Below are 25914 nucleotides of genomic sequence, written 5' to 3'. Positions count from 1 at the left end.
TTTTACAGCACTCATAGATTTTATTAAGATAAGGCACTGCAAATTGCAGTGCCTTTTTTTTTGTCAAACCCATAATTAAACGAATATTTTAGCTCCGAGAGGCGATTGGAACAAATAACGGGAATAGCTTCAAAATAAAATTCAAAACCAGTATCCGCTGTTATTTTCTGATAACGAAATTTCACTAAATAAAACTCAATTTGCGATATATAACAGCCAGAATAAATACTTAAAGCCCGAAAGCCTTTGTTTTTCGGGCTTTTTTTATGTGGCATATCAATTGGTTTTTTATAATCGATTAACATTAAACCACATGAATTATGAAAAAATCAATGTTTATTTTTTGCCTTATCATTTTTAATTACGCTGTCTTAAAAGCATGCGGCAAATACAGTATTGAAGCACCTGTTTGAAAACAATAGCTAATAATCTTTCGCTTCCTTATTCGGTTAAATAACTATTAACTTAAATCTATTTAAGATGAAAATTTTCAATAATCTATTAATTACGCTCTTTATCACTTTAGCCAATATTACTATGAAAAGCTACGCACAAACTGATTATGCAGCAGACCCGCATTTGTCTCCTGCAGTAAAAGCATTTTTAAAACCTCTAAACGGCGGCGGGCCTCCTTTAGAATCGCTTCCTGTTGCCGATGCGCGAAATGTACTTGTTGGCGCACAAAATGCATTTAAAGTTGACTTATCCGGAATCGATGAATCTGAAAAAGAAATTACTTCAGATGGATATAAAATCAAATTAAACATTGTTCGCCCAAAAGGTTCAAAAGACAAATTACCGGTCTTTTTATTTATTCACGGCGGCGGATGGGTTTTAGGTGATTATCCTACCCATAAACGTATGGTTCGCGATTTAACCGTTTTAACGGGTTATGTTGGTGTTTTTGTAAATTACTCCTTATCGCCGGAGCACAAATATCCGCAGCCGGTTAATGAAGTTTATGCTGCCGCAAAATGGATTGCTGCGCATGGAAACGAAATTAATGTAGACGGAAACAGGCTCGGAATTGTGGGCAACAGTGCCGGAGGAAATTTAGCTGCAGCAAGTGCACTTTTAGCCAAAGAAAAAGGAACTCCGTTATACAAAGTTCAAATTCTTTTCTGGCCTGTGACAGATGCTAATTTTGAAACAGAATCGTATAAATTATATGGAAAACAGCGTTTTCTGACAGATACTTTAATGCAATGGATGTGGGATCAATATGTGGAACCTGCTAAAAGAAAAGAGATTTACGCCTCTCCGTTACAAGCCAGTTTAACGCAATTAAAAGGTCTTCCTCCTACTTTAATTCAGGTTGCAGAAAATGATATTTTAAGAGACGAAGGTGAAGCATACGGACGTAAACTAAGTGATGCCGGAGTTGTTGTAACCACGGTTCGCTACAATGATGTAATTCATGATTTTGGTTTATTGAACGGTTTAGCCGAGATTCCGCAGACAAAAGCATTGTTTTTACAAGCTGCGGCAGAACTTAAAAAATATCTGAAATAACAACCAAAAATCCAAATTGTATGAAAACAAATTCTAAATATGTCATGTTCGTAACAGGGGCATTTGTAAGTCACACCTGCTGGGATGGCTGGGTAAAATATTTTGATGAAAAAGGATATGTTGCCGTTGCTCCGCCCTGGCCTTATAAAGATGCTTCTGCAAAAGAACTCCGCAATCGCCAGCCAAACGATATTGGTTTGGCAACTTTAACTTTGACACAATTAGTCGACCATTATGCTGAAATTGCTAAATCGTTTCCGGAAAAACCTTTAATTGTCGGCCATTCTCTAGGCGGATTAGTTACACAAATTTTAGTAAATCGTGATTTGGCTTCGGCTGGAGTTGCTGTACATTCTGTTCCGCCAATGGGCGTCATTCCGTATGAATTTACTTTTTTGAAATCAGGCTGGAAAGTTTTAGGCCTTTTTACTTCTTTGAAGAAAACGTATTTAATGTCTTTTGAAAAATTTCAATATGCCTTTGTAAACGGACTTCCTTTCAGTGTTCAAAAAGATGCTTACGAAAAATACGTAATTCCAGAATCTAAAACGGTGGCACGCGGCGGATTAACTTCTGCAGCCGCTGTTGATTTCAAAAAAAATCATCCGCCTTTATTGTTTGTTGCCGGCAGCGAAGATCAATTTTTATCTCCGCATTTAAATACTCGTAATTTCAAAAAATACAAACGCAATAATTCGATTTTAGATTATAAAGAATTTAAAGGAAGAAATCACAACGTATTACTTTTAGACACCTGGAAGGAAAACGCCGATTTTATACTCAACTGGGCAGATAATGTTTTATCTGACGAAGATTTTGGAAAAGGTAAAGTTTTGACAAATTCGCTTTATTAAGAATTTAGTCCAAAGCCTTTGCGGATTGTAAAATCTAAATATTTATTTTGGTTATAAATTTGTTTAAAAAAAGCGCCCTGAAATTAATCAAGGGCGCTTTTTAATAGGTATAAATTTAGCTTCAATTTGAAATAAAACTATTCTTTTGGTTTTGTTAAGTAATAAACCGGGATTCCTGCCAGCATAATTAGTACTCCCCAGCCGCAAGTTGAAAATTTAGTCCACAACAATGAAACGCAAATTGCAGCAGCTATAATAATATATAACATTGGTAAAAATGGGTATCCAAATGCTTTATAAGGCCTTTCTACATCCGGCATTTTTTTACGTAAAATAAAGATTCCGTAGATTGTCAGAATATAAAAAATCAAAACAATGATAATTACAAAATCTAATAAATCACCATACTTTCCTGTCAAACATAAAGCTGAAGCCCAAAAACATTGTGCCCAAAGTGCCCATGCAGGAACGCTTGAACTGTTTAACTCGGCAGCTTTTTTAAAGAACAAACCATCTTTTGCCATTGTATAATAAACTCTTGCGCCGGCCATGATTAGTCCGTTATTGCAGGCAAAAGTCGAAATCATAATCATGATGGCAATAATTAAAGTTCCAATATTTCCAAAAATATACTGCGAAGCTACAACCGCCACACGATCAGATTTTGCTGTTGCAATTTCATCAAGCGGGATCACTGCTAAATACATAATGTTTGTTAAAACGTAAATAATTGTTACTATAAAAGTTCCCAGAAACAAACTGAAACCAACATTACGCTTTGGGTTTTTAATTTCTCCGGCAATAAAAGTAACTCCGTTCCATGCATCACTGGAAAATAATGATCCAACCATTGCTGCAGAAATTCCTGTAATCAAAGCTGTTCCGCCAATTGGCAGCCACGAACCGCTTTCTTTATCAAACGAACGTGTATTCCATGCATCTGCCCAGTTCGCATCCCAAACTGAAGCTTTTGCAGCCAGTGTTAATCCAAAAACAATTAAACCAAGCAATGATAAAATTTTGATAATGGTAAGAACGGTTTGAAGAATTTTTCCGTTTTTCACACCACGGCTATTAATATATGTCAATAAAATAATAGTAAAAATTGATACTAATTGTGCCGCGTTGAGTTTAAATGAACCTATTTCGTATAATATGTTTTCATCGCTCAAAGGCTCATATAAATAGGCAGCAAATTTTGAAAAGGCCACTCCAACTGCTGCGATTGTTCCGGTTTGAATTACTGCGAAAAAACTCCATCCGTACAAAAAGGCAATTAATTTGTTGTAAGCTTCTTTTAGATAAACATACTGCCCTCCTGCTTTAGGAAACATGGCACTAAGTTCTCCATAACTTACAGCGGCAATAATGGTAATTAATCCTGAAATCAGCCAGATTAATGTAAGCCATCCGGCAGATCCTACTTGTCTGGCAATGTCGGCACTTACAATAAATATTCCGGATCCGATCATAGAACCTACTACAAGCATGGTTCCGTCTAATAATCCTAATTCTCTTTTAAAATGTTCTTGGTTGTCTTCTTGCATTTTGTTGGTTTTTGGGTTGGTTAAAGATATACTTTTTTCTGAAATTTTAGATTTTCTGTTATAAATTTTAGAAATTCTAAAGAACTCCAAATTCTTTTTAAGGGCGTATCCCTACGGGTCGGGCTTTCGGCTATATCTTTTACTCCGTTTCACTACATAAAAGGATACCGCCTCTATCCCTTACGCAAACTCATTCACAAGAACTTTTTTATAAAAAACTTCAATTACGGTTTTCCATAAAATATAACTTTTGAATGTATTTAAATTTGAAATCAAAAACATTAATACTATGAAAAAGCTTTTACTTATAACATTATTAACTCTACTAAACTCCTGTTCTTCAAATTATTATTTTGTAAACATTGATGAGGATGCCAATATTTACAGCACTAAGGATGCAAAAGAAGTAATAGCCGTTATCCCAAAAGGATATGGTGCTTACATTCATACAAGTACAAAAAATTATCGAAAAGTTAAGTGGCAAAATTATAAAGGATGGGTAATAAATCCAGTATACAGCAATGCAGATTTTTCTACAAATAATTATAATTCTTCTAATAGAAATTACAGCGAAAAAACAACCATCACTTCTTCTGGAGGTTCAATTCATGTAAAAGGATATACCAGAAAAGATGGAAGGTATGTTCAGCCTCATACAAGAAGTGCTCCTAGAAGACGATAAAATACTGAATGCAAAAATGGATGTGGTCATTTTAGGCACAAATGAGAATAATGATAGTCAAAAAACATAAACATCTTACTTAATAATCAGCTTTTTGAATTAAACAAAAAACCTTTTTTCAATACAATATTTTATTTCAAATATAATAGTAGCTTAATGCTGAATTTTATTTTTTTAGTAAAATATAAAATCACAAATACTTAAAAAACAGTAAATTAAAATTAAAAAAACAAAATCAAACAAGAAAAAACAGTGCTTTGTAAAAATATTCATATTTTTTATTAAATTTGGTTAAGACTCCATAAGTCTTAAAATTTATGCATTTTCATTAACAATTGTTTATTAATTCTTTTTTAATAGTCAGCCTCAAAACTATTTTAAACGAAAAAATAATGCAAGCTCAATTTAAGACCGAATATTAATATTAACCTACTAATATGAAAATGATAGAAAAGATTCGATCTTTAAAAGACCTGCGTCTGCCCAATGTTTTTATTCTTATTTTAATTGTATTTATTTCATGTGCATTATTAATCTGCATCAATTTTTTTACGATCAAAATATTATCTGCAAACCGGGCGTATGTAAATGGAGAATCGCATTATTCGAAAGGTCAGAAAGATGCTTCACTTCACCTTATAACATATTTATACAATAAAGATCCGCATCAATTTAAGTTGTATCTTGAAGAATTAAAAGTGCCGCAAGGAGACGGAATTGCACGGAAAACACTTTTAAAAGCCGGAGACAATCAGGTCGCAAGAAAAGGTTTTTTAATCGGCAGAAATCATCGGGATGATCTTGATGATCTTGTCTGGTTATTTGTAAACTTCAAAAAGGTGCCGTTTTTGGCAAAAGCTATTCACGAATGGGAACAGGGCGATCTTTTAATAGAAAAGCTTTTCATTATTGGAACACAAATTAATGCAAAAATCATGCATAATACATTAACAACTGCTGACCAGAAAAAATTCCTTCACCAAATTAGCAGTATTAGTGACAAACTTACTATTAATGAGCGTAATTTTTCCAATACTCTGGGTCAGGGAACACGTGAAATAAAGAATCTTTTAATTTTAACCAATGTCATTTTTACCCTAATTATTATATTAAGTGTCTGCTCTTATTATTCGATCATGGTCAAACGCCTCATCATTTCAAAAAAAGAAATTGAGGTTAAAAATGAAAATTTAATATTAGTTAATCATGAACTTGATCGGTTTGTGTACAGCGCATCTCATGATTTAAGATCCCCTATTACTTCTTTAAAAGGTTTAATTGAAATTACTCAATTAGAAGATGATGTTAATCAAATAAAAGATTACCTGCAATTAATGCATAAAAGCCTCGCCAAGCAGGACCAATTTATAAGTGACATTATTGATTATTCTAAAAATAAAAGAAAACAAGTTATTATGGAACCTGTAAGTCTACAGGAGATTTTTAATGAAGCTATTTCACAGTTAATGCATATTGAAAATGCCAGCAAAATAACTTTTAAACAGGAATTATTAGTTGATCAAATTGAGAGTGATGGTTTACGTTTAAGGATTATTATCAGCAATTTACTTTCTAACGCTATCAAATATGCTGATAACACTAAACAAGAAATGTTTATTTCTATTAAAACTTACATTCATGAAGGATGCAACAAGATTGAAGTATCAGATAATGGAATTGGAATTCAAGATGACTGCAAGGATTACATCTTTGAAATGTATTTTGGAACCAACAAAAATAAAGGATCAGGACTGGGACTTTATATTGCAAAAGAAGCTGTAGAAAATATCAAAGGAAATATTTCTGTATTTTCTGAAAGCAATATCGGAAGTAAATTTGTTGTAACAATACCCGCTTCTTATGCCATTTAAACCTACTTTTTTATTAATTGATGACAATTTAATTGATCAGCTTGTTACCAAACAATTGTTGAAAAAAGTTCTTGATATAGAACAGATTTTTGTTGCAAATAATGGATTATAAGGCTTACAGTGGATTATTAAAAATAAAAAAATCTGCCATTCCCTAATCATTTTATTAGACATCCAAATGCCTATAATGAATGGTTTTGAGTTTTTAGATATTTTTCAAACCTTAAACGAAGAAATTAAAAAAGAAATTCAAATTTATGTAGTATCCTCAACTTTGGATCAGGATGAAATTGAGCGGATAAATAAAAATGAATATGTTGTCGATTTTTTAAATAAACCCTTTCCTATTGAAGAGTTTAAAAAACAAATTCTTAAAAGTTATTTATTGTAAAATACGGTTTACCTGCGAAAAACTTCTTTGATAATAAGGCTCTTTTGTAGAAGAAATCATAACGCCTCCATGGGTCGAAGAATGAACGAATCTTATTTCACCATCTACATTTTCAACCACCATTCCAACATGATTAATATGGCGTCTTCCGTTGGTTTTAAAGAAAATCAAATCTCCTTTTTGCGCTTCCGTTGAAGTAATTTTTGTTCCAATACGAGATTGTTCAATTGAACTTCTTGGCAGCTTAATATCAAAATTTCCAAAGGTGCAGAACATTAATCCGGAACAGTCAAAACCTGCCTTTGTGGTTCCTCCGGAACGATAACGGGTCCCTATATTTTCTGTTGCATTTGAAATCAACTGATCAGCTAAATCGGCATGATTTCCATAATAAACAAAAGTGGAATCTTTTTTAACAACCGGATTATCTGCAATTTGAGTCGAAGAAGCTGATGCTTCTTGTATTGGAGCCTGAGGAGAATTTGCTGCATTTACAGCATCTGCTATTTCTTTGGTTGTCTTTATTTTTAAAACATATCCAACCGGGAGTTTTCCTTTTATAAATGGATTTTGCTTTTCTAATTCTTTTACAGTTATACCGTATTTTTTGGCAATCGCATATTTTGTTTCTTTCGGCTGTACTTCTACTGCAACTTCAACATCAGTAGATTGAATTGTTTCCTGCTTTTCAGCATCCGCATTTTTAGCAGAATTTTCAGAAACTGCAATCGAATTAGCAGACGGAATAACGATTTGTTGTCGTATTTTCAGCCCTTCTGTTTCCAGTGCAGGATTTGCTTTTTTTAAATCATCTACAGAAACATTGTATTTCTTAGAAATTCCCCAAAGTGTTTCTTTTTGTAAAACTTCGTGCAGGCCAGAAGTATTATTTGCAACAGCAGGTGAATTTTGCCCGGACTTCGAGTTTTTATTGGGAATTAATAAAATTGAATTGAGTTTTAAAACTTTAGGAGCATCGGGATTGGCATCTTTAATATCTTTGGCTTTTAAGCCGTATTTTTTAGCAATTACTGTAAGGTTTTCTCCTTTTGAAATTTTATGTTTGATAAATTTTTCCTGAGAAAAAGCCCCAACACTGAAAAAAAACAATACTATAATTAATCTAAAAACCATATTTACCTATTAAAGTTTATTAATCCTTTTTTAAGTTAGATAATAATTTAAACTCGAAAAGCACAAATATATTACCTAAAAGGCGAATTTAATTGTTTAAACTAAAAAATGCACCTTTTTTAACAACTAATTTACTTCAAATTAACAGGCTCAGCTTAAAAATTGAGCCAACTTTTTGAACCGCAGTTTTTTAAGAATTATCACTAATTTTATAAAAAACAAAAATAACTTAACTTTAAAACTTGTAAAAAACTATTTTGTATTTTGTTTGGATTATCACCTAAATCACAAAATAAAAATAAAAAACGCCCTGTTTTCACAGAGCGTTTGGTTATATGTAAATCTTAAAATTAAGCTTTTCCGGCTGCTATTAAGTTTAGTGCAGAACCTGCTACAAACCATCCAATTTGTCCTTCGTTGTATGTATGGTTAGCCAAAATAATATCTTTTGTACCATTTGAGTGAACAAATTCTAATGTTAAGTGTTTTCCCGGAGCAAATTCGGTTAAATCAAGGAAGTTAATTGTATCATCTTCCTGAATTTTATCGTAATCTGCTTCATTTGCAAAAGTCAATCCTAAAAGACCTTGTTTTTTAAGGTTAGTTTCGTGAATACGAGCAAAAGATTTTACTAATACCGCTTTAACTCCTAGGAAACGAGGCTCCATGGCAGCATGCTCACGAGATGAACCTTCGCCATAATTATGATCTCCAACAACAATTGAAGGAACTCCAGCCGCTTTGTAGGCTCGAGCAACTGCAGGTACAGCATCATATTGTCCTGTTAATTGATTTTTAACCGAGTTTGTTTTTTGGTAATAAGCATTTACTGCCCCAATCAGCATATTATTAGAAATATTATCTAAGTGTCCGCGGAAACGCAGCCATGGACCTGCCATTGAAATGTGGTCAGTCGTACATTTTCCGAATGCTTTGATTAATAATTTGGCACCTGTAATATTCTTACCGTCCCAGGCATCAAACGGAGCTAATAATTGCAAACGTTCTGATGCAGGATTTACGACAACCTGAACACCTGAACCATCTTCGGCAGGTGCCTGAAATCCCGGATCTTCGGCATAAAACCCTTTTGCAGGAAGTTCGTCTCCGGTTGGGGCATCCAGCATTACTTCTTCACCGTCTTCGTTTATTAATTTATCTGTCAATGGATTAAAACCTAAATCGCCGGCGATAGCCATTGCCGTTACTAATTCCGGAGAACCAACAAAAGCTAACGTATTAGGATTACCATCGGCACGTTTTGAGAAGTTACGGTTGAAAGAGTGAACAATGGTATTTCTTTCTTCTTTTTCTGCTCCTTCTCTATCCCACATACCAATACATGGTCCGCAGGCGTTAGCAAAAACAGTGGCTCCAATTTTATGGAAAGTATCAATAAATCCGTCTCTTTCTATTGTAGAACGTACTACTTCAGAACCCGGAGTGATTGTAAATTCAGCTTTTGTTTTTAAATTTTTAGCAGCAACCTGTCTTGCCAATGAAGCTGCACGCGAAATATCTTCGTAAGAAGAGTTTGTACAAGAACCAATTAAACCAACCTGAATTTGCAACGGCCAGTTATTTTTGATTGCTTCCTCTTTCATTTTAGAAATTGGGGTAGCTAAATCCGGAGTAAAAGGACCGTTTAAGTGCGGTTCTAATTTTGACAAATCGATTTCGATAACCTGATCAAAATATTTCTCAGGGTCAGCATAAACCTCAGGATCACCGGTTAAGTAAGGAGCTACTTTATCAGCAGCATCGGCCACATCGGCTCTGTTGGTAGAACGCAGGTAACGGCTCATGGAATCATCATAACCAAAAGTTGAAGTTGTAGCTCCAATTTCTGCCCCCATATTGCAAATAGTCCCTTTACCAGTACAAGACATTGCTGTTGCACCTTCACCAAAATATTCAACAATAGCACCAGTACCACCTTTTACAGTAAGTATACCGGCAACTTTAAGAATAACATCTTTAGGAGCCGTCCATCCTGATAATTTACCAGTTAATTTTACTCCAATTAATTTTGGGAATTTAAGCTCCCAAGCCATACCGGACATAACGTCTACAGCATCGGCACCACCAACACCAATGGCAACCATTCCTAATCCGCCTGCATTTACGGTATGCGAATCAGTACCAATCATCATTCCGCCCGGGAAAGCATAATTTTCAAGTACTACCTGGTGAATAATTCCGGCTCCTGGTTTCCAGAAACCAATTCCGTATTTATTAGAAACTGACGATAAGAAATCGAAAACTTCGTTACTTTGTGTTTTTGCTCTGGCTAAATCGGTTGCAGCATCAACTTTTGCCTGAATCAAGTGATCGCAGTGTACTGTTGTAGGAACTGCAACTTTAGATTTACCGGCGTGCATAAATTGCAATAATGCCATTTGAGCAGTTGCATCCTGACAAGCAACACGATCTGGTGCAAAATCAACATAATCTACTCCTCTTCCAAATGCCTTCGTTGGATTTCCATCCCAAAGGTGATTGTACAAAATTTTCTCCGTTAAAGTAAGTGGACGACCAACAATTTCGCGTGCTTTATCAACACGGCCTGGCATGTTCTCATACACTTTTTTAATCATTTCAATATCAAAAGCCATAAGTTTATAATTGTTTTTGTTTCTATTTTATTTGAACATGACAAGTTACAAAAAATAGAAAAGCTATAAAAGAAAAAGCCCGAGTTTATCACTCGGGCTTTGAAATATTAATAATCGTTAGATTACATAACCAACTGCTTATTAGAAGGCGCAAACTTAGTTAAGTTTATACCATCTACTGCAGTTGTATATTCTTCTAATGTTGGAGTTCTGCCCAAAATTGTAGACAAAACTACAACCGGTGTAGAAGAAAGTAACGACTCTCCTTTTTTACCTTCAGAATCTTCTACAACCCTTCCTTGGAAAAGACGGGTTGAAGTTGCCATTACAGTATCACCTTTCGCAGCTTTTTCCTGATTACCCATACAAAGGTTACATCCGGGACGCTCCAGGTATAACATATTTTCATATTCTGTACGCGCTGCACCTTTTGGAGCATTATCATCGAATTCAAAACCAGAGTATTTCTGTAAAACTTCCCAGTCACCTTCTGCTTTAAGTTCGTCTACAATATTATATGTAGGAGGCGCTACTACAAGAGGAGCATTAAACTCCACTTTTCCTTTTTGTGCTTCAACATTTTTCAACATTTGAGCAAGAATTTTCATATCGCCTTTATGCACCATACAAGATCCGATAAATCCAAGATCTACTTTTTTCTCTCCTCCGTAGAAAGATAATGGTCTGATGGTATCGTGAGTATATCTTTTAGAAACGTCAACGTTATTTACATCCGGATCTGCAATCATAGGTTCAGCAATCTGATCAAGATCAACTACAACTTCAGCATAATATTTCGCATTTGCATCTGGAGTTAAAGCTGGTTTTTCAGCAGATTTAATTTCAGTGATTCTCTTATCAGCTTTGTTAATTAATCCCTGAAGAACGTGTTTATCGTTATCCATACCTTTGTCAATCATAATCTGGATTCTGCCTTTTGCAATTTCCAATGACTGGATCAAAGTATCATCCTCAGAAATACAGATAGAAGCTTTTGCTTTCATTTCTGCAGTCCAGTCTGTAAATGTAAAGGCCTGGTCAGCAGTAAGAGTTCCAATGTGAACCTCAATAATTCTTCCCTGGAATACATTTTCTCCACCAAACTGATGTAACATCTGCGCTTGTGTAGCATGAACCACATCACGGAAATCCATATATCCTTTCATATCTCCTTTGAAAGTTACTTTTACAGATTCCGGAATTGGCATTGAAGCCTCACCAGTAGCCAATGCAAGGGCAACGGTTCCTGAGTCGGCACCAAAAGCAACACCTTTTGACATTCTTGTATGCGAGTCACCACCAATAATGATAGCCCACTCATCGATTGTAATATCATTAAGCACTTTATGGATTACGTCTGTCATTGAATGATAAACGCCTTTTGGATCACGAGCTGTAATTAAACCAAAATCGTTCATGAATTTCATTAATTTTGGAATATTTGCCTGAGCTTTTTTATCCCATACAGAAGCTGTGTGGCAACCTGATTGGTAAGCACCATCCACAATTGGAGAAATAACGGTCGCTGCCATAGACTCCAATTCCTGAGCTGTCATAAGTCCTGTAGTATCTTGAGAACCTACAATATTAACTTCTACACGAACATCAGAACCAGCATGTAAAACTTTACCCGGAGCTATACCAACAGCATTTTTGTTGAAGATTTTTTCTACCGCAGTAAGACCTTGTCCTTCGTGTGAAATTTCTTTTGACGGAGCATATACTAATGGAGCTTCAACACCTAAGATTTTTGCTGCTAATGTTTGAAGTTTTTTACCAAACACAATAGCATACGAACCTCCGGCTTTAATAAATTCCATTTTCTGAGGCGTAAACGCTTTAGAAATGTCGATTAATTCCTGATCTCCGTTATATAATTTTTTCTCTTTAATATTAATTGTAAGAACAGTACCCGTAGCAACAGAATAAGTTTGCTCTAAAATTGGCTCATCATTTTCGTTACGAATAACATTACCATTTTCATCAAGTTTTTTTACCCAGTTTTTAAGGTCTAAACCAATACCGCCGGTAACGTCAACAGTAGTTAGGAAAATTGGTGAAATACCATTTGTTCCACCAACGATTGGAGCAATATTAACAAATGGAATGTACGGACTTGCTTGTTTTCCTGTCCAAAGAGCCACGTTATTTACACCTGACATTCTTGAAGAACCTACACCCATTGTTCCTTTTTCAGCAATCAACATTACACTTTTATCAGGATGTTGTGCCTGTAGTGCTTTAATTTCCTGCTGTGCCTGAGGAGTAATCATACATTGACCATGAAGTTCACGGTCTGAGCGGGAGTGAGCCTGGTTACCCGGAGAAAGTAAATCTGTCGAGATATCACCTTCACCGGCAATAAAAGTAACTACCTTAATTTCGTCAGCTACATCCGGAAGTTTTGTAAAAAACTCAGCCTGAGCATAACTTTCAAGGATTTCTTTTGCAATTGCATTATTATTTTTGAATGCTTCTACTAAACGATCTGTATCAGCTTCATATAAAAAAACTTGTGTTTTAAGAACTTTTGCAGCCTCTTTTGCAATAGCTTCATCATTGCCTAAAGCTAAATCAAGAAGTACTTTAATAGAAGGTCCGCCTTTCATATGCGATAGCAATTCAAACGCAAAAGCCGGAGTAATTTCTTTTACTACTGACTGCCCTAAAATAATTTCTTTTAAGAAATTAGCTTTTTCACCAGCTGCACTTGTAGTACCTGGTAATGTATTGTAAATAAAAAACTTAAGAGAATCTTCTCTGTACTCGTTATCTAAATCTTTGATTTGTCCAATAATTTCGCTTAATAATTCAGCACTGTCAATTGGTTTTGGGTGAAGTCCCAGATTTTTACGTTCTTCAATCTCTTGGATATAATCCTTATAAATATTCATAATTAAGGCAGATTTATTTTTTTGATGCAAATTTAAGCATTAATGCCGAAAATTAAAAAAAATATAATAGATGTCCCCTTTTGAAAAATTATTATTGCTAAAAAACGATTTTCATTGCTTGTTTTTGCTAAAATATCAATTTTGAATTAAAAAAATGAATTATTAATATTTTAAAATCTTTTCATTAACAAAGTCGAAATTTAATGTTATGAAGTAAGTGAGATTTTACATCTGTTTTCGCAAAGAATAGTTCTAAATAAATAATTATAACGTTATAGTTGCGAATTTTTACGTCATTTTTACTTCTATAAACACATTTTAAAATTTGATGAAGATTTACATTTAAGCAGTTTTTAAAACAAAAAAATCCTGACAATAAATTATCAGGATTTATACTATTATTTTGAGATCTACATCAGCTTCTTAATAATAACTTCTTCTGTTATTCCTTCAGCATCTGCTTTATAATTTTTAATAATTCTGTGACGCAGAATTCCGGTTGCTACTGCTTGTACATCTTCTATATCCGGCGAAAACTTACCATTGAATGCTGCATGAGCTTTTGCCGCTAAAATTAAGTTTTGAGAAGCTCTTGGTCCTGCTCCCCAGTCAAGGTAATTTTTTACAAAATCATTTGTCAAAGCATTATCCGGACGTGTTTTGCTCACTAAAGTTACTGCGTATTCAATTACATTATCTGCCACCGGGATTCTTCTTATCAAATGCTGAAAATCTATAATTTCCTGGGCAGTAAATAATGGTTTAATTTCTACTTTATTATCAGATGTTGTTTGTTTAACGACTTTTACCTCTTCTTCAAAAGTTGGATATTCCAATTTAACTGCAAACATAAAACGGTCCAGCTGTGCTTCCGGCAATGGGTAAGTTCCTTCCTGCTCAATTGGGTTTTGGGTTGCTAATACAAAATAAGGTAAGTCTAATTTATAATTCTGACCCGCAATGGTTACAGAACGTTCCTGCATGGCTTCCAGCAAAGCAGCCTGTGTTTTTGGAGGTGTTCTGTTGATCTCATCCGCTAAAATGATATTAGAGAAAATCGGGCCTTTTATGAACTTAAAATGTCTGTTTTCGTCTAAAATTTCACTTCCTAAAATATCCGATGGCATTAAATCCGGAGTAAACTGAATTCTTTTAAAATCTAAACCTAAAGCCTGAGACAAAGTATTGATCATTAAAGTTTTTGCCAGACCCGGAACTCCTATTAAAAGTGCATGCCCTCCAGAAAATATACAAAGTAAAATTTGGTCGATAACGGCGTCCTGCCCTACAATGATTTTTGCTATTTCGTTTTTTAATTCGTTACGTTTCTGAACTAAATTGTGAATTGCTGTTACGTCAGACATTTATGAATGTATTTAAAATTAAAAAGAGTTAGTTTAATGAATTCATAAAACTAACTCTTTTTCTTTATTTAATAAAAATTATTTTTTTAACCAATTGTTAGCAAAAGTACAATCTCTGTATTCTCCAATAATTTTGATGTAAGTATCTTTAATTTTAGCATCAAACCATTTTGCGATTGCATTGATTTGTTTTTCTTTTAATGCTAATTCTTTAATTTTAGTGTAATCCTTAGCATAATCCGCAACGTGTTCGTCAATTCTGTTTGTTACCGTTATTAACTTATAGGTTTTCTTTCCTTTTTCGTCTGTATTTAAAAGCGGCTGAGAAACTTCATCATCCTTTAAATTCGAAACCTGACCGTATAAACTTGGATCCATTTTGGTTAATTCGAAACGAGTATCCTGCGTATTTGGATTAATCAAAGTACCTCCGTTTGCTCTTGTTTCTTTTTCATCAGATTCTGTTCTTGCTGCTTCTGCAAAAGTAATTTCTTTGCTTACAATTTTTGCTCTTACATTAGCAAGTCTTTCTTTTGCTTCTTTTAAAGCGCTATCTGAAACTACTGGAGAAATTAAAATATGACGTAATTCTACTTCCTGTCCTTTTATTTTATCTACCATAATAATATGGAAACCAAAAGTAGTTTCAAAAGGTTTTGAAATTTCACCTTCCTGTAAACTAAATGCAACATCTTTAAACTCTTTTACGAAAGGCGTTTTACGAGTCATTTTATAATATCCTCCGTTAGGAGCAGATCCCGGATCCTGAGAGTACAAAACTGCTTTTGTAGCAAAACTGGAACCATCTATAACATCTTGTCTGATAGCATTTAATCTGTCAATTACCTTTTGTTTGTCTTCTTTAGAAACTTTTGGCTCAGCAACAATTTGTGCTACTTCCATTTCGGCACCAAAAGTTGGCAATTCATCTTTAGGAATTTTTTTGAAGAAATTACGAACTTCTTCGGGAGTAATTTCTACATCTTTTACAATTTTATCTCTCATCTCTGAGGCTAACTTTTGCTCTTTTAAGATATCAGCAAAATACGTTTTAAATTCTTCAACAGAACTCTTTTTATAATATTCCACCACTTTGTTAATATCCCCAACCTGCTGAATCATATAATTCAAACGCTCATCCATCATACTTCTTACTTCAGCATCACTCACAATAATACTATCCTGAATGGCCTGATGCGCATATAATTTATCTTCTAAAAGTTTACCAAGCATCTGGCATCTTGTAATATCTTTAGTATTACCACCCTGACTTGCAATTTCTAAATAACCTTTATCAATATCAGAATCTAAAACAATATAATCTCCAACTGTAGCTATAATACCATCTATTTTTTGTCTCCCGTGTACAGTTTCTGCCGGCTTTTCAGCTACAACATCCTTAATAATTTCCTGAGCTGAAATTATTGAGTTGAAAAAAAATAAAAAACACATTGTTAAGACTACCTTATAATCAATTGTTTTTAGCTGTAATTTTTTTAATAACATTATTTTAAATTTAATTTGGATGTTAAAGATCTGTGCTTTAAAATTTAATTGCCTATTATTTTATTCTCTCAAATAAAATAATGAACTTCTATTTCTCTTATATAAAACGAACAAAAATAACAATTCAATTACATAATACAACTATCAGCCATAGTATTAACAAAAAATTATGTGGATTATATTAAATGCAGCGCATAAGGTTTCATTTCCCTTATACTTTCTTCTTCTGAAATATATTTATTAAAAAACTTTCCTAAAAAATAAGTACTGATTTTCAATGTGATGAAAAAAAGTTTTAAACACTACAACGTTTTCGTTGGAAAACTATTTTCTTACAAAAACAAATCAAATTAAAAAACTCCTACTTTAGATGCGTTATTAATAATTTATAGCGTAAAAAAATAAGAATATCTTGTTTTTAAACCGCTAAAATTAACAATAACAAACTTTATTAATTTAACCTTAACCACATTATTATGAAAAAACCAATTGCACGATTGTGTTTCATTACTGCTATTACAGCATTTTTGTATTCATGTTCGCAAAACGAAACAAATGACGTTGACTCAAAAGCAGAAAGTCAGCAATTTAAAATCATCAATGTTACAAATCATGACGGAAAACCTTTTAGTACAGGTGCAAAATCATCCTCTTTAACCGGAAAATATGTTGATAACCCAGGGGGCGGAGTTATGATGCAGGCGTTTTATTGGGACGTTCCTGCAGGCGGAAATTGGTGGAATACCGTGAGCAGCAAGGTAACGGCCTGGGGTAATGCCGGAATTGGATCAATCTGGCTTCCTCCTGCTTCAAAAGCGCAAAATGGTGCATTTTCTATGGGTTATGATCCAACGGATTATTTTGATTTTGGAGATTATAACCAAAATGGAAGTACCGAAACAAGATTTGGATCAAAAACAGAATTAGTAAATCTTATTACAAATGCACATGCTCAGAACATTAAAGTATATGCAGATATCGTAATAAATCATAATAGTGGAGGACAATCTGAAGCTAATCCTTTTACCGGAACAAATACGTGGACTAATTTTACAGGAATCGCATCCGGAAAATTTAAACGTACTTATAATGATTTTTATAAAAACAGCTACGGAAATAATGATGAAGGCTCTTTTGGCGGCTTTCCTGATTTATGTCACGCAGCGCCAAACGTACAAGACTGGTTATGGCTGAGAGCTGACGGAGTTGGCAAATATTACAAAAACACCATGAAATTTGATGGCTGGAGATTTGATTACGTAAAAGGTTTTGCTCCTTGGGTTGTACACGATTGGAATGCCAATGTAGGCGGATTTTCTGTTGGAGAATACTGGGATTCAAACGTAAATACTCTTGAATGGTGGGCCAATAATGCCAATAGTTCTGTGTTTGATTTTGCGTGTTATTATAAAATGAATGATGCTTTTGACGGAAATAATCTTGCTCTTTTAAATGACGACATGATGTGGAAACGCAATCCATATAAAGCAGTTACGTTTGTAACAAATCATGATACTGATGAAATCTGGAGTAAACTTTTAGCCTATTCTTACATATTAACTCACGAAGGTTATCCAACAATTTTCTATAGAGATTATGAAGAATGGCTGGATAAAAACAAATTAAATAATCTGATCTGGATTCACAATAACAAAGCAACCGGAACAACTTCTATTTTATATTCTGATAATGATGAATATGTGGCGAGAAGAAACGGTTATAACGGAAACCCGGGATTGGTGGTTTACATTAATAATTCTGATGTTTGGCAGGAAAGATGGATTCAAACCAATTGGGCAAATACTCAAATTAAGGATTTTACAGGAAATTCAACATGGTTCCCTACAACTCAGGCAGATAAATGGGTAAAAATACAATGTCCTCCAAAAGGATATTCAATTTGGTCAATTAATCAGTAATTTTAAAAATGACTATTTAAGGCTGTTGCAAAACAGCCTTATTTTTTTCTTTGAAAATCCTATTAGAAAAAAAGACTTCCAAATTTAAGAACTGAATATTTTTATAAAGCCGTAATTTAATAGTACTTTTGCAACCTATTTATACGAAATATGAGCTTTTTAAAAGAAATACAACGCAGAAGAACATTTGGAATTATCTCGCATCCCGATGCAGGAAAAACAACATTAACAGAGAAATTATTGTTATTTGGAGGTGCCATTCAGGAAGCGGGCGCAGTAAAAAATAATAAAATAAAAAAAGGAGCAACGAGTGACTTTATGGAAATCGAACGCCAAAGAGGGATCTCGGTTTCAACTTCTGTACTTGCTTTTAACTATAAAGATAAAAAAATCAACATTCTTGATACTCCGGGACACAAGGATTTTGCCGAAGATACATTTAGAACTTTAACTGCCGTTGATAGTGTAATTGTTGTTATTGACGTTGCAAAAGGGGTTGAGGAACAAACGGAAAAATTAGTTGCAGTCTGCAGAATGCGTAATATTCCGATGATTGTTTTCATCAATAAATTAGATCGTGAAGGTAAAGATGCTTTTGATTTGATGGATGAAGTAGAGCAAAAATTAGGTTTAAAAGTTACTCCGTTAAGTTTCCCTATCGGAATGGGTTATGACTTTCAGGGAATTTATAACCTTTGGGAAGAAAATATCAACCTTTTTAGTGGTGACAGCCGTAAAAACATAGAAGAAACTATTGCTTTCTCTGATGTTCAGAACAATCCTGAATTAGATAAAATTGTTGGACAGAAAGCAGCAGAAAAACTTCGTGAAGAATTAGAATTAATTGATGAAGTTTATCCAAAATTTGAACGTCAGGATTATTTAGACGGGAAAATTCAGCCTGTGTTTTTTGGATCAGCATTGAATAATTTTGGAGTCCGCGAGTTGTTAGACTGTTTCGTGACAATTGCTCCTTCTCCACGACCAAAAGATTCTGAAACTCGTTTGGTTGATCCGGCAGAAGAAAAAATGTCTGGTTTTGTATTTAAAATCCACGCTAATATGGATCCAAAACACCGTGACCGTTTAGCTTTTATAAAAATTGTTTCTGGAACTTTTGAAAGAAACAAACCTTATTACCACGTTCGCCAGAAGAAAAATTTAAAATTCTCAAGCCCGAATGCCTTTTTCGCAGAGAAAAAAGAAATCGTTGATATTTCTTATCCTGGAGACATTGTTGGTTTACACGATACTGGAAACTTTAAAATTGGAGATACTTTAACCGAAGGTGAAGTAATGAGTTTTAAAGGAATTCCGAGTTTCTCTCCGGAGCACTTCAGATACATCAACAACGCTGATCCTATGAAAGCTAAGCAATTAGAAAAAGGTGTTGATCAGTTAATGGATGAAGGTGTAGCGCAGTTATTTACTTTAGAGATGAATAATCGTAAAGTTATTGGAACTGTTGGAGCACTTCAGTATGAGGTAATTCAATATCGTTTAGAGCACGAATATGGTGCAAAATGTACTTACGAAAACTTCCCTGTTCACAAAGCTTGCTGGGTAAAACCGGATGATGCTAAAAATGAAGAGTTCAAAGAATTTAAACGCATCAAACAAAAATTCCTTGCACATGATAAATATGGTCAGCTGGTATTTTTAGCCGATTCTGATTTTACAATTCAAATGACACAAAGTAAATATCCGAGTGTGAAATTATACTTCACTTCTGAATTTGATTAATAACTTCTTTAGAAAAACATAAAAAGGCTAGTCTATTATTAGACAGCCTTTTTTTCATTACAATCCCCAACATTTGTTTTATTGATCTGTATAATTAATTCCTAATCCGCCGGCAATAAAAACTTTAGTCAGCTCACCTGCATCAATAATTATATTTTGTGATAAAACATTATTTTTAACTGCTTTTATAGTAAAAGGTATTTCTTTTGAAAGATAATAATCGCTTCCTGTGATCGTAACTATTAGTGATTTATTGGTTTTTACAACCTGCGCTGCTATAGAAAATTCTCCCGTTTTTGGATTTACTTTCACAGGAGTTTCTGAACCATTAACAGATAACATTAAATCTGGATATGTTTCTTTATTAAAAGGTTTATGTGTTTTTGATTCTAATAATTTCCCTTTTACTATTATCAGAACTTCTTCATTTACAGTTTGATTAGAAGCCACTTTGCCTAATCTATACATTGGCTCTGCCCATACTTTTTCGATTTTAACAGGTTCTTTTTCCTGCGCTGTAAGATTTGAGGCAAGTAAAACAGTCGCAGCTACTGCTGCATATTTTAAAGTATTTATTTTAGAGGTCTCACTGTATTCAAATTGTTCTTCCAGCTGGGTTGTTTTTAATCGTGCACAAATGTTTGCGTCTTTATTTACGGCAATGAATCTGGCAACTTCAGAATTCGTTTTTTTACTTAAATCAATTACATTTTTCATGCATGAATTACAAAACGAGCCACCTGCATTAGGAATCATTTTATCAAAATTTTCAGAACAAGGATTTTTTATTTCTAAGGTGAATTTCTTTTTCATACTATACTTTATTTAAGTTAAAACCTTTTGTTAAAGGTTCTTATTTATATAGAGTATATTTTAAATAAAAAGGTTGGGAAGGCATTAAAATATTTTCAAATTATAAATTGAATCATTCGTTTTTGGGCATAAAAAAACGCTAATTTGATTAGCGTTTTTTTTAATTTGAATTAAATCAACCTTACTAAGTCATTATATTTCAAAAATTAATCTTTCATAGGATAAGCAAAATTACCGCAATATAAAATTGAAAAGAAATTTAGTCGATGAAAGTAAATTAAATCAGATTAAATGCAATAATTTAAATTTTACAAAAAAAAGCCCCATTAAAAAATGGGGCTTAAATAATTTATGCTTGTCCTGCCGGACCGAAATTAAGTGGAATTGGTGCTTGTTCCGTTTCTTTGATTTCGCCATGAGCGGCCTCAAATCTGTGGATGTTTTCACCTATAGCTCTTAATAATCTTTTAGCATGTTGTGGTGTCAAAACAATTCTTGACTTTACCTTGGCTTTAGGAATACCGGGCATAATGCTCACAAAATCTAAAACAAACTCCGATGAAGAGTGATTGATAATTGCAAGATTAGAATAAATTCCTTCTGCAATAGTTTCGTCTAACTCAATATTAATTTGCTCTTGTTGTTGTTTCGGATTACTCATAGTTTCCTAATTAATAAATGTATTCTTCTTTATTAGCCATCATTTCGTTGTAATCGTCTTTAGATCCTACGATAGTGTTATCGTACTCTCTCATACCAGTTCCCGCAGGAATTCTGTGTCCAACAATTACATTTTCTTTTAATCCTTCTAGATCATCTACTTTACCAGCTACAGCAGCCTCGTTAAGTACTTTCGTTGTCTCCTGGAATGAAGCCGCAGAAATGAATGATTTAGTTTGTAACGAAGCTCTTGTAATACCCTGAAGCACTGGCGTTGCAGTTGCAGTAATTACGTCTCTTGCTACAACAAGATTTTTATCTGTACGTTTCAATAATGAATTTTCATCACGCAATTCACGAGGAGAAATAATCTGACCTGGTTTTAATACTGAAGAATCTCCAGCATCTTCAACTACTTTCATACCATATAATTTATCGTTTTGAACGATGAAATCTTTAGTGTGAATTAATTGATCTTCTAAGAATAAAGTATCTCCCGGATCCTGAACTCTTACTTTACGCATCATTTGACGAATAACTACCTCAAAGTGCTTGTCATTAATTTTTACCCCTTGTAAACGGTAAACCTCCTGAATTTCATTTACTAAATACTGTTGAACAGCAGCCGGTCCTTGAATTCTTAAGATATCATCTGGTGTAATTGCACCGTCAGACAATGGTACTCCCGCTCTTACGAAGTCATTTTCTTGTACTAAGATTTGGCTAGAAAGTTTAACTAAATACTTTTTAATCTCACCAAATTTAGACTCGATAACGATCTCACGGTTACCTCTTTTGATTTTACCGAAAGATACAACACCATCAATTTCAGATACAACTGCTGGGTTAGAAGGGTTACGAGCCTCTAGAAGCTCAGTAATTCTTGGTAAACCTCCCGTGATATCGCCTGCTTTAGAAGAACGACGTGGAATTTTTACTAATACTTTACCTGCTTTAATTTTCTCACCATTCTCAACCATTAAGTGTGCACCTACTGGTAAGTTGTATGAACGAATTAATTCACCTTCTTTACCGTAAACCAATAAAGTTGGAATTAATTTTTTGTTTCTGGCCTCAGAAATTACTTTTTCCTGGAAACCAGTCTGCTCATCGATTTCCACCATGAACGATTGTCCTTGCTCTAAATCTTCGTAAGCGATCTTACCAGTAAATTCAGAAACAATTACACCGTTATATGGATCCCATTTACAGATTACAGTTCCTTTTCCAACAGTTTCTCCATCTTTTACAAAGATACTAGAACCGTAAGGAATGTTATGTGTATTTAAAACGATTCCAGTTTTTTCGTCAACTAATTTTAATTCAGTTGAACGAGATACTACGATATCAACCGCATTACCTTCACTATCCTCACCTTTAACAGTTTTTAAATCTTCAATTTCAAGTCTACCGTTGAATCTTGTAACAATACTAGACTCTTCAGAAATACCTCCTGCAACCCCTCCAACGTGGAACGTACGAAGTGTTAACTGTGTACCTGGTTCACCAATAGACTGAGCTGCAATAACTCCAACAGCTTCACCTCTTTGTGTCATCTTACCAGTAGCTAAGTTTCTACCGTAACATTTAGCACAAATACCTTTTAAAGCCTCACAAGTTAATGGAGATCTAACCTCTACTTTTTCAATTGGAGAAGCTTCGATAGTTCTCATAATTGCTTCAGTAATTTGTTGACCAGACTGAACCATTACTTCGTTAGTAAGAGGATTGATAACGTCTTGTAAAGCAACACGTCCTAAAATTCTCTCTCCTAATGACTCAACGATTTCCTCATTTTTCTTCAATGCTGCAACTTCAACACCTCTTAAAGTTCCACAGTCTTCGATGTTAACAATAACATCCTGAGAAACGTCATGAAGCCTTCTTGTTAAGTAACCAGCATCGGCTGTTTTAAGAGCCGTATCCGCAAGACCTTTACGGGCACCGTGGGTAGAAATGAAGTACTCAAGGATCGAAAGACCTTCCTTAAAGTTAGAAAGAATCGGGTTTTCAATAATCTCACCACCACCGGCAGTAGATTTTTTAGGCTTAGCCATCAAACCACGCATACCTGTTAACTGACGAATCTGTTCCTTAGAACCCCTCGCCCCAGAGTCAAGCATCATATATACAGAGTTGAAACCTTGCTGGTCTTCTCTAATATTTTTCATTGCTAATTCTGTTAACTGAGCATTCGCAGAAGTCCATACGTCAATAACCTGGTTGTAACGCTCGTTATTGGTAATAAGACCCATGTTATAGTTTGTTGAGATACCTTCAACTTGCTCTCTGGCATCTGCAATCAATTTAGTTTTTTGTTCTGGAATTCTAATATCACCTAAAGAGAATGATAAACCTCCTCTAAATGCGAATTTATAACCCATATCTTTCATATTATCCAAGAAAGCTGCCGTTGTAGGTACATCAGTCACACTTAAAATGTGTCCGATAATATCTCTAAGGTTTTTCTTAGTCAATACGTCGTTGATATATCCAGCTGCTTCCGGTACTACTTCGTTAAATAATACACGTCCTGCAGTTGTTTGGATAATTTTGTACACTAACTCTCCGTTTTCATTAAAATCTTTTGCTCTGATTTTCACACGAGCATTCAATTCTAATCTTCCTTCGTTTAATGCAATATTTACTTCTTCAGCAGAATAGAAAGTCAAATCCTGACCTAAAATAATGTGATCTTCTGTAGAAATACGCTCTTTGGTCATATAATATAGACCCAAGACCATGTCCTGAGAAGGTACAGTAATTGGAGCACCATTTGCAGGGTTCAAGATATTATGAGAAGCCAGCATTAATAATTGAGCCTCTAAAATAGCTTCTGGTCCTAATGGTAAGTGAACCGCCATCTGGTCACCATCGAAATCGGCGTTGAATGCCGTACATACTAATGGGTGTAACTGGATTGCTTTTCCTTCAATTAATTTAGGCTGGAATGCCTGAATACCAAGTCTGTGCAAAGTAGGAGCACGGTTCAGTAATACTGGGTGTCCTTTAATTACATTTTCTAAAATATCCCAAACTACCGGCTCTTTTTTGTCTATGATTTTCTTAGCAGATTTTACTGTTTTTACAATACCTCTTTCAATCAATTTACGGATAACGAAAGGTTTGTATAACTCAGATGCCATGTCTTTAGGCAATCCGCATTCGAATAATTTTAACTCAGGACCAACAACAATTACCGAACGGGCAGAATAATCCACACGTTTTCCAAGTAAGTTTTGACGGAAACGTCCTTGCTTACCTTTTAAGGAATCAGATAATGATTTTAATGGTCTGTTTGATTCTGTTTTAACAGCAGAAGCTTTACGAGTGTTATCAAATAATGAATCTACAGATTCCTGTAACATACGTTTCTCGTTTCTTAAGATAACTTCAGGAGCTTTAATCTCCATTAATCTTTTTAAACGATTGTTACGGATGATTACACGGCGGTATAAATCGTTCAAATCTGAAGTTGCAAAACGACCTCCATCAAGCGGCACAAGCGGACGCAATTCCGGCGGGATAACTGGAACCACTTTCATAATCATCCATTCAGGACGGTTTTCGCGGTTTTCGTTAGACTCACGGAATGACTCAACAACTTGTAACCTTTTTAAAGCTTCAGTTTTTCTTTGCTTAGACGTTTCATTGTTAGCACTGTGTCTTAATTCATAAGATAATGCATCAAGATCAATACGAGCTAATAAATCCATAATACATTCTGCTCCCATTTTGGCAACAAATTTATTAGGATCTAAATCATCTAAATATTGGTTTTCCTGTGGAAGAGTATCTAAAATGTTTAAGTATTCTTCTTCAGTTAAGAAATCTAATCTTTGTAAAGATTCTCCATCAGCATTTTTAGCAATACCAGCCTGGATTACTACATATCTTTCGTAGTAAATGATCATATCTAATTTCTTAGATGGAAGACCAAGGATATAACCAATTTTGTTTGGAAGAGAACGGAAATACCAAATGTGAGCGATTGGCACAACAAGGTTGATGTGTCCAACTCTGTCACGACGTACTTTTTTCTCTGTAACCTCTACACCACAACGGTCGCAAATGATACCCTTGTAGCGAATTCTTTTATACTTACCACAAGCACATTCAAAATCTTTTACTGGTCCGAAGATTCTTTCGCAGAAAAGTCCGTCACGCTCTGGTTTGTGAGTTCTATAATTGATTGTTTCCGGCTTTAAAACCTCTCCTCTTGATTCTTTCAAGATAGATTCTGGTGAAGCCAATCCAATAGAGATTTTGTTAAATCTTTTTACTGGATTCTTATCTTTATTGTTTCTATTATTCATCATAGTTTTTACTATTGATTTACTTGCTGTTAAAAATTGATTTAGATTCACAATCTACATCTCTTGAAAAGTTTCCTTTAAAAAAGAGTTAAA

General features: G+C 34.3%; 17 protein-coding genes. 7 read left to right on the top strand and 10 right to left on the bottom strand.

The annotated features are described in order from the left end of the window. Window positions 1-23: 23 nt before the first annotated feature. The gene (locus ASE21_RS17190) at window positions 24-275 is read right to left on the bottom strand and encodes a hypothetical protein (protein WP_128414715.1); all 252 of its coding nucleotides are present in this window, start codon (window positions 273-275) and stop codon (window positions 24-26) included. A 205-nt stretch (window positions 276-480) separates the two neighbouring features. Between ASE21_RS17190 and ASE21_RS17185 the strand changes: the two genes are divergently transcribed. After that, window positions 481-1512 carry an alpha/beta hydrolase gene (locus ASE21_RS17185; protein WP_082603497.1) on the top strand — a complete coding sequence of 344 codons (1032 nt, stop codon included), beginning with the start codon at window positions 481-483 and terminating at the stop codon, window positions 1510-1512. 20 nt (window positions 1513-1532) lie between these two features. Next, window positions 1533-2366, top strand: coding sequence for an alpha/beta hydrolase (locus ASE21_RS17180; protein ID WP_057123951.1), 834 nt, complete (start codon window positions 1533-1535; stop codon window positions 2364-2366). A 137-nt stretch (window positions 2367-2503) separates the two neighbouring features. Here ASE21_RS17180 and ASE21_RS17175 read toward each other — a convergent pair whose 3' ends face one another. Continuing rightward, on the bottom strand, window positions 2504-3913 hold the full coding sequence (locus ASE21_RS17175; RefSeq protein WP_057123986.1) for an APC family permease: 1410 nt from the start codon (window positions 3911-3913) through the stop codon (window positions 2504-2506). 289 nt (window positions 3914-4202) lie between these two features. Here ASE21_RS17175 and ASE21_RS17170 point away from each other — a divergent pair, with 289 nt between their 5' ends. From ASE21_RS17170 to ASE21_RS22340, 3 genes are all read left to right on the top strand, one after another. Next, on the top strand, window positions 4203-4595 hold the full coding sequence (locus ASE21_RS17170) for a hypothetical protein (protein WP_057123950.1): 393 nt from the start codon (window positions 4203-4205) through the stop codon (window positions 4593-4595). Window positions 4596-5032: 437 nt separating this feature from the next. Next, entirely contained in the window at window positions 5033-6466 is a 1434-nt protein-coding gene (locus ASE21_RS17165) for a sensor histidine kinase (protein WP_057123949.1), read from the top strand. Between the two features lie 124 nt (window positions 6467-6590). Then, a complete protein-coding gene (locus tag ASE21_RS22340; protein ID WP_317039158.1) occupies window positions 6591-6857 on the top strand; it encodes a two-component system response regulator in 267 nt (88 codons plus the stop codon). Here the strand turns inward: ASE21_RS22340 and ASE21_RS17155 are convergent. The 5 genes from ASE21_RS17155 to ASE21_RS17135 all read right to left on the bottom strand — a co-directional run bounded on the left by ASE21_RS17155 (window position 6849) and on the right by ASE21_RS17135 (window position 16370). Next, window positions 6849-7991: a peptidoglycan endopeptidase gene (locus ASE21_RS17155; protein ID WP_057123948.1), complete on the bottom strand. Its 1143-nt coding sequence runs from the start codon at window positions 7989-7991 to the stop codon at window positions 6849-6851. The genes ASE21_RS22340 and ASE21_RS17155 overlap by 9 nt on opposite strands. A 350-nt stretch (window positions 7992-8341) precedes the next feature. Beyond that, a complete protein-coding gene (locus tag ASE21_RS17150; RefSeq protein WP_057123947.1) occupies window positions 8342-10606 on the bottom strand; it encodes an aconitate hydratase in 2265 nt (754 codons plus the stop codon). Window positions 10607-10728: 122 nt separating this feature from the next. Beyond that, window positions 10729-13500 (bottom strand): bifunctional aconitate hydratase 2/2-methylisocitrate dehydratase, encoded by a 2772-nt coding sequence (locus ASE21_RS17145; RefSeq protein ID WP_057123946.1) that lies wholly within the window; start codon window positions 13498-13500, stop codon window positions 10729-10731. 410 nt (window positions 13501-13910) lie between these two features. Beyond that, the gene (locus tag ASE21_RS17140; protein ID WP_057123945.1) at window positions 13911-14864 is read right to left on the bottom strand and encodes an AAA family ATPase; all 954 of its coding nucleotides are present in this window, start codon (window positions 14862-14864) and stop codon (window positions 13911-13913) included. Window positions 14865-14942: 78 nt separating this feature from the next. Further along, entirely contained in the window at window positions 14943-16370 is a 1428-nt protein-coding gene (locus tag ASE21_RS17135; protein ID WP_057123944.1) for a peptidylprolyl isomerase, read from the bottom strand. 476 nt (window positions 16371-16846) lie between these two features. On the opposite strand from ASE21_RS17135, the gene ASE21_RS17130 reads away from it, so the two are divergent. Both ASE21_RS17130 and ASE21_RS17125 read left to right on the top strand, forming a co-directional pair. Beyond that, window positions 16847-18289, top strand: coding sequence for an alpha-amylase (locus tag ASE21_RS17130; RefSeq protein ID WP_057123943.1), 1443 nt, complete (start codon window positions 16847-16849; stop codon window positions 18287-18289). 150 nt (window positions 18290-18439) lie between these two features. Beyond that, window positions 18440-20032: a peptide chain release factor 3 gene (locus ASE21_RS17125; protein ID WP_057123942.1), complete on the top strand. Its 1593-nt coding sequence runs from the start codon at window positions 18440-18442 to the stop codon at window positions 20030-20032. Between the two features lie 78 nt (window positions 20033-20110). Here the strand turns inward: ASE21_RS17125 and ASE21_RS17120 are convergent, their stop codons facing one another. From ASE21_RS17120 to rpoC, 3 genes are all read right to left on the bottom strand, one after another. Continuing rightward, the gene (locus ASE21_RS17120) at window positions 20111-20845 is read right to left on the bottom strand and encodes a hypothetical protein (protein ID WP_057123941.1); all 735 of its coding nucleotides are present in this window, start codon (window positions 20843-20845) and stop codon (window positions 20111-20113) included. A gap of 349 nt (window positions 20846-21194) precedes the next feature. After that, window positions 21195-21506: a DUF3467 domain-containing protein gene (locus ASE21_RS17115; RefSeq protein ID WP_012024017.1), complete on the bottom strand. Its 312-nt coding sequence runs from the start codon at window positions 21504-21506 to the stop codon at window positions 21195-21197. Window positions 21507-21516: 10 nt separating this feature from the next. After that, window positions 21517-25824, bottom strand: a complete 4308-nt coding sequence (rpoC, locus tag ASE21_RS17110) for a DNA-directed RNA polymerase subunit beta' (RefSeq protein WP_057123940.1) — start codon at window positions 25822-25824, stop codon at window positions 21517-21519. Window positions 25825-25914: the final 90 nt, after the last annotated feature.

It is taken from the genome of Flavobacterium sp. Root901, from assembly GCF_001429765.1.
In the GTDB taxonomy this organism is placed as follows: Bacteria; Bacteroidota; Bacteroidia; order Flavobacteriales; family Flavobacteriaceae; genus Flavobacterium.
Note: the sequence above shows the minus strand (reverse complement) of the source record. Positions and strands in the feature narration are given on the sequence as shown.

Excerpts from the sequence above, each read along its gene's own strand:
- ASE21_RS17190 (WP_128414715.1), bottom strand. The coding sequence starts at position 275 with ATGCCACATAAAAAAAGCCCGAAAAACAAAGGCTTTCGGGCTTTAAGT.
- ASE21_RS17185 (WP_082603497.1), top strand. The coding sequence starts at position 481 with ATGAAAATTTTCAATAATCTATTAATTACGCTCTTTATCACTTTAGCC.
- ASE21_RS17180 (WP_057123951.1), top strand. The coding sequence starts at position 1,533 with ATGAAAACAAATTCTAAATATGTCATGTTCGTAACAGGGGCATTTGTA.
- ASE21_RS17175 (WP_057123986.1), bottom strand. The coding sequence starts at position 3,913 with ATGCAAGAAGACAACCAAGAACATTTTAAAAGAGAATTAGGATTATTA.
- ASE21_RS17170 (WP_057123950.1), top strand. The coding sequence starts at position 4,203 with ATGAAAAAGCTTTTACTTATAACATTATTAACTCTACTAAACTCCTGT.
- ASE21_RS17165 (WP_057123949.1), top strand. The coding sequence starts at position 5,033 with ATGAAAATGATAGAAAAGATTCGATCTTTAAAAGACCTGCGTCTGCCC.
- ASE21_RS17155 (WP_057123948.1), bottom strand. The coding sequence starts at position 7,991 with ATGGTTTTTAGATTAATTATAGTATTGTTTTTTTTCAGTGTTGGGGCT.
- ASE21_RS17150 (WP_057123947.1), bottom strand. The coding sequence starts at position 10,606 with ATGGCTTTTGATATTGAAATGATTAAAAAAGTGTATGAGAACATGCCA.
- ASE21_RS17145 (WP_057123946.1), bottom strand. The coding sequence starts at position 13,500 with ATGAATATTTATAAGGATTATATCCAAGAGATTGAAGAACGTAAAAAT.
- ASE21_RS17140 (WP_057123945.1), bottom strand. The coding sequence starts at position 14,864 with ATGTCTGACGTAACAGCAATTCACAATTTAGTTCAGAAACGTAACGAA.
- ASE21_RS17135 (WP_057123944.1), bottom strand. The coding sequence starts at position 16,370 with ATGTTATTAAAAAAATTACAGCTAAAAACAATTGATTATAAGGTAGTC.
- ASE21_RS17130 (WP_057123943.1), top strand. The coding sequence starts at position 16,847 with ATGAAAAAACCAATTGCACGATTGTGTTTCATTACTGCTATTACAGCA.
- ASE21_RS17125 (WP_057123942.1), top strand. The coding sequence starts at position 18,440 with ATGAGCTTTTTAAAAGAAATACAACGCAGAAGAACATTTGGAATTATC.
- ASE21_RS17120 (WP_057123941.1), bottom strand. The coding sequence starts at position 20,845 with ATGAAAAAGAAATTCACCTTAGAAATAAAAAATCCTTGTTCTGAAAAT.
- ASE21_RS17115 (WP_012024017.1), bottom strand. The coding sequence starts at position 21,506 with ATGAGTAATCCGAAACAACAACAAGAGCAAATTAATATTGAGTTAGAC.
- rpoC (WP_057123940.1), bottom strand. The coding sequence starts at position 25,824 with ATGATGAATAATAGAAACAATAAAGATAAGAATCCAGTAAAAAGATTT.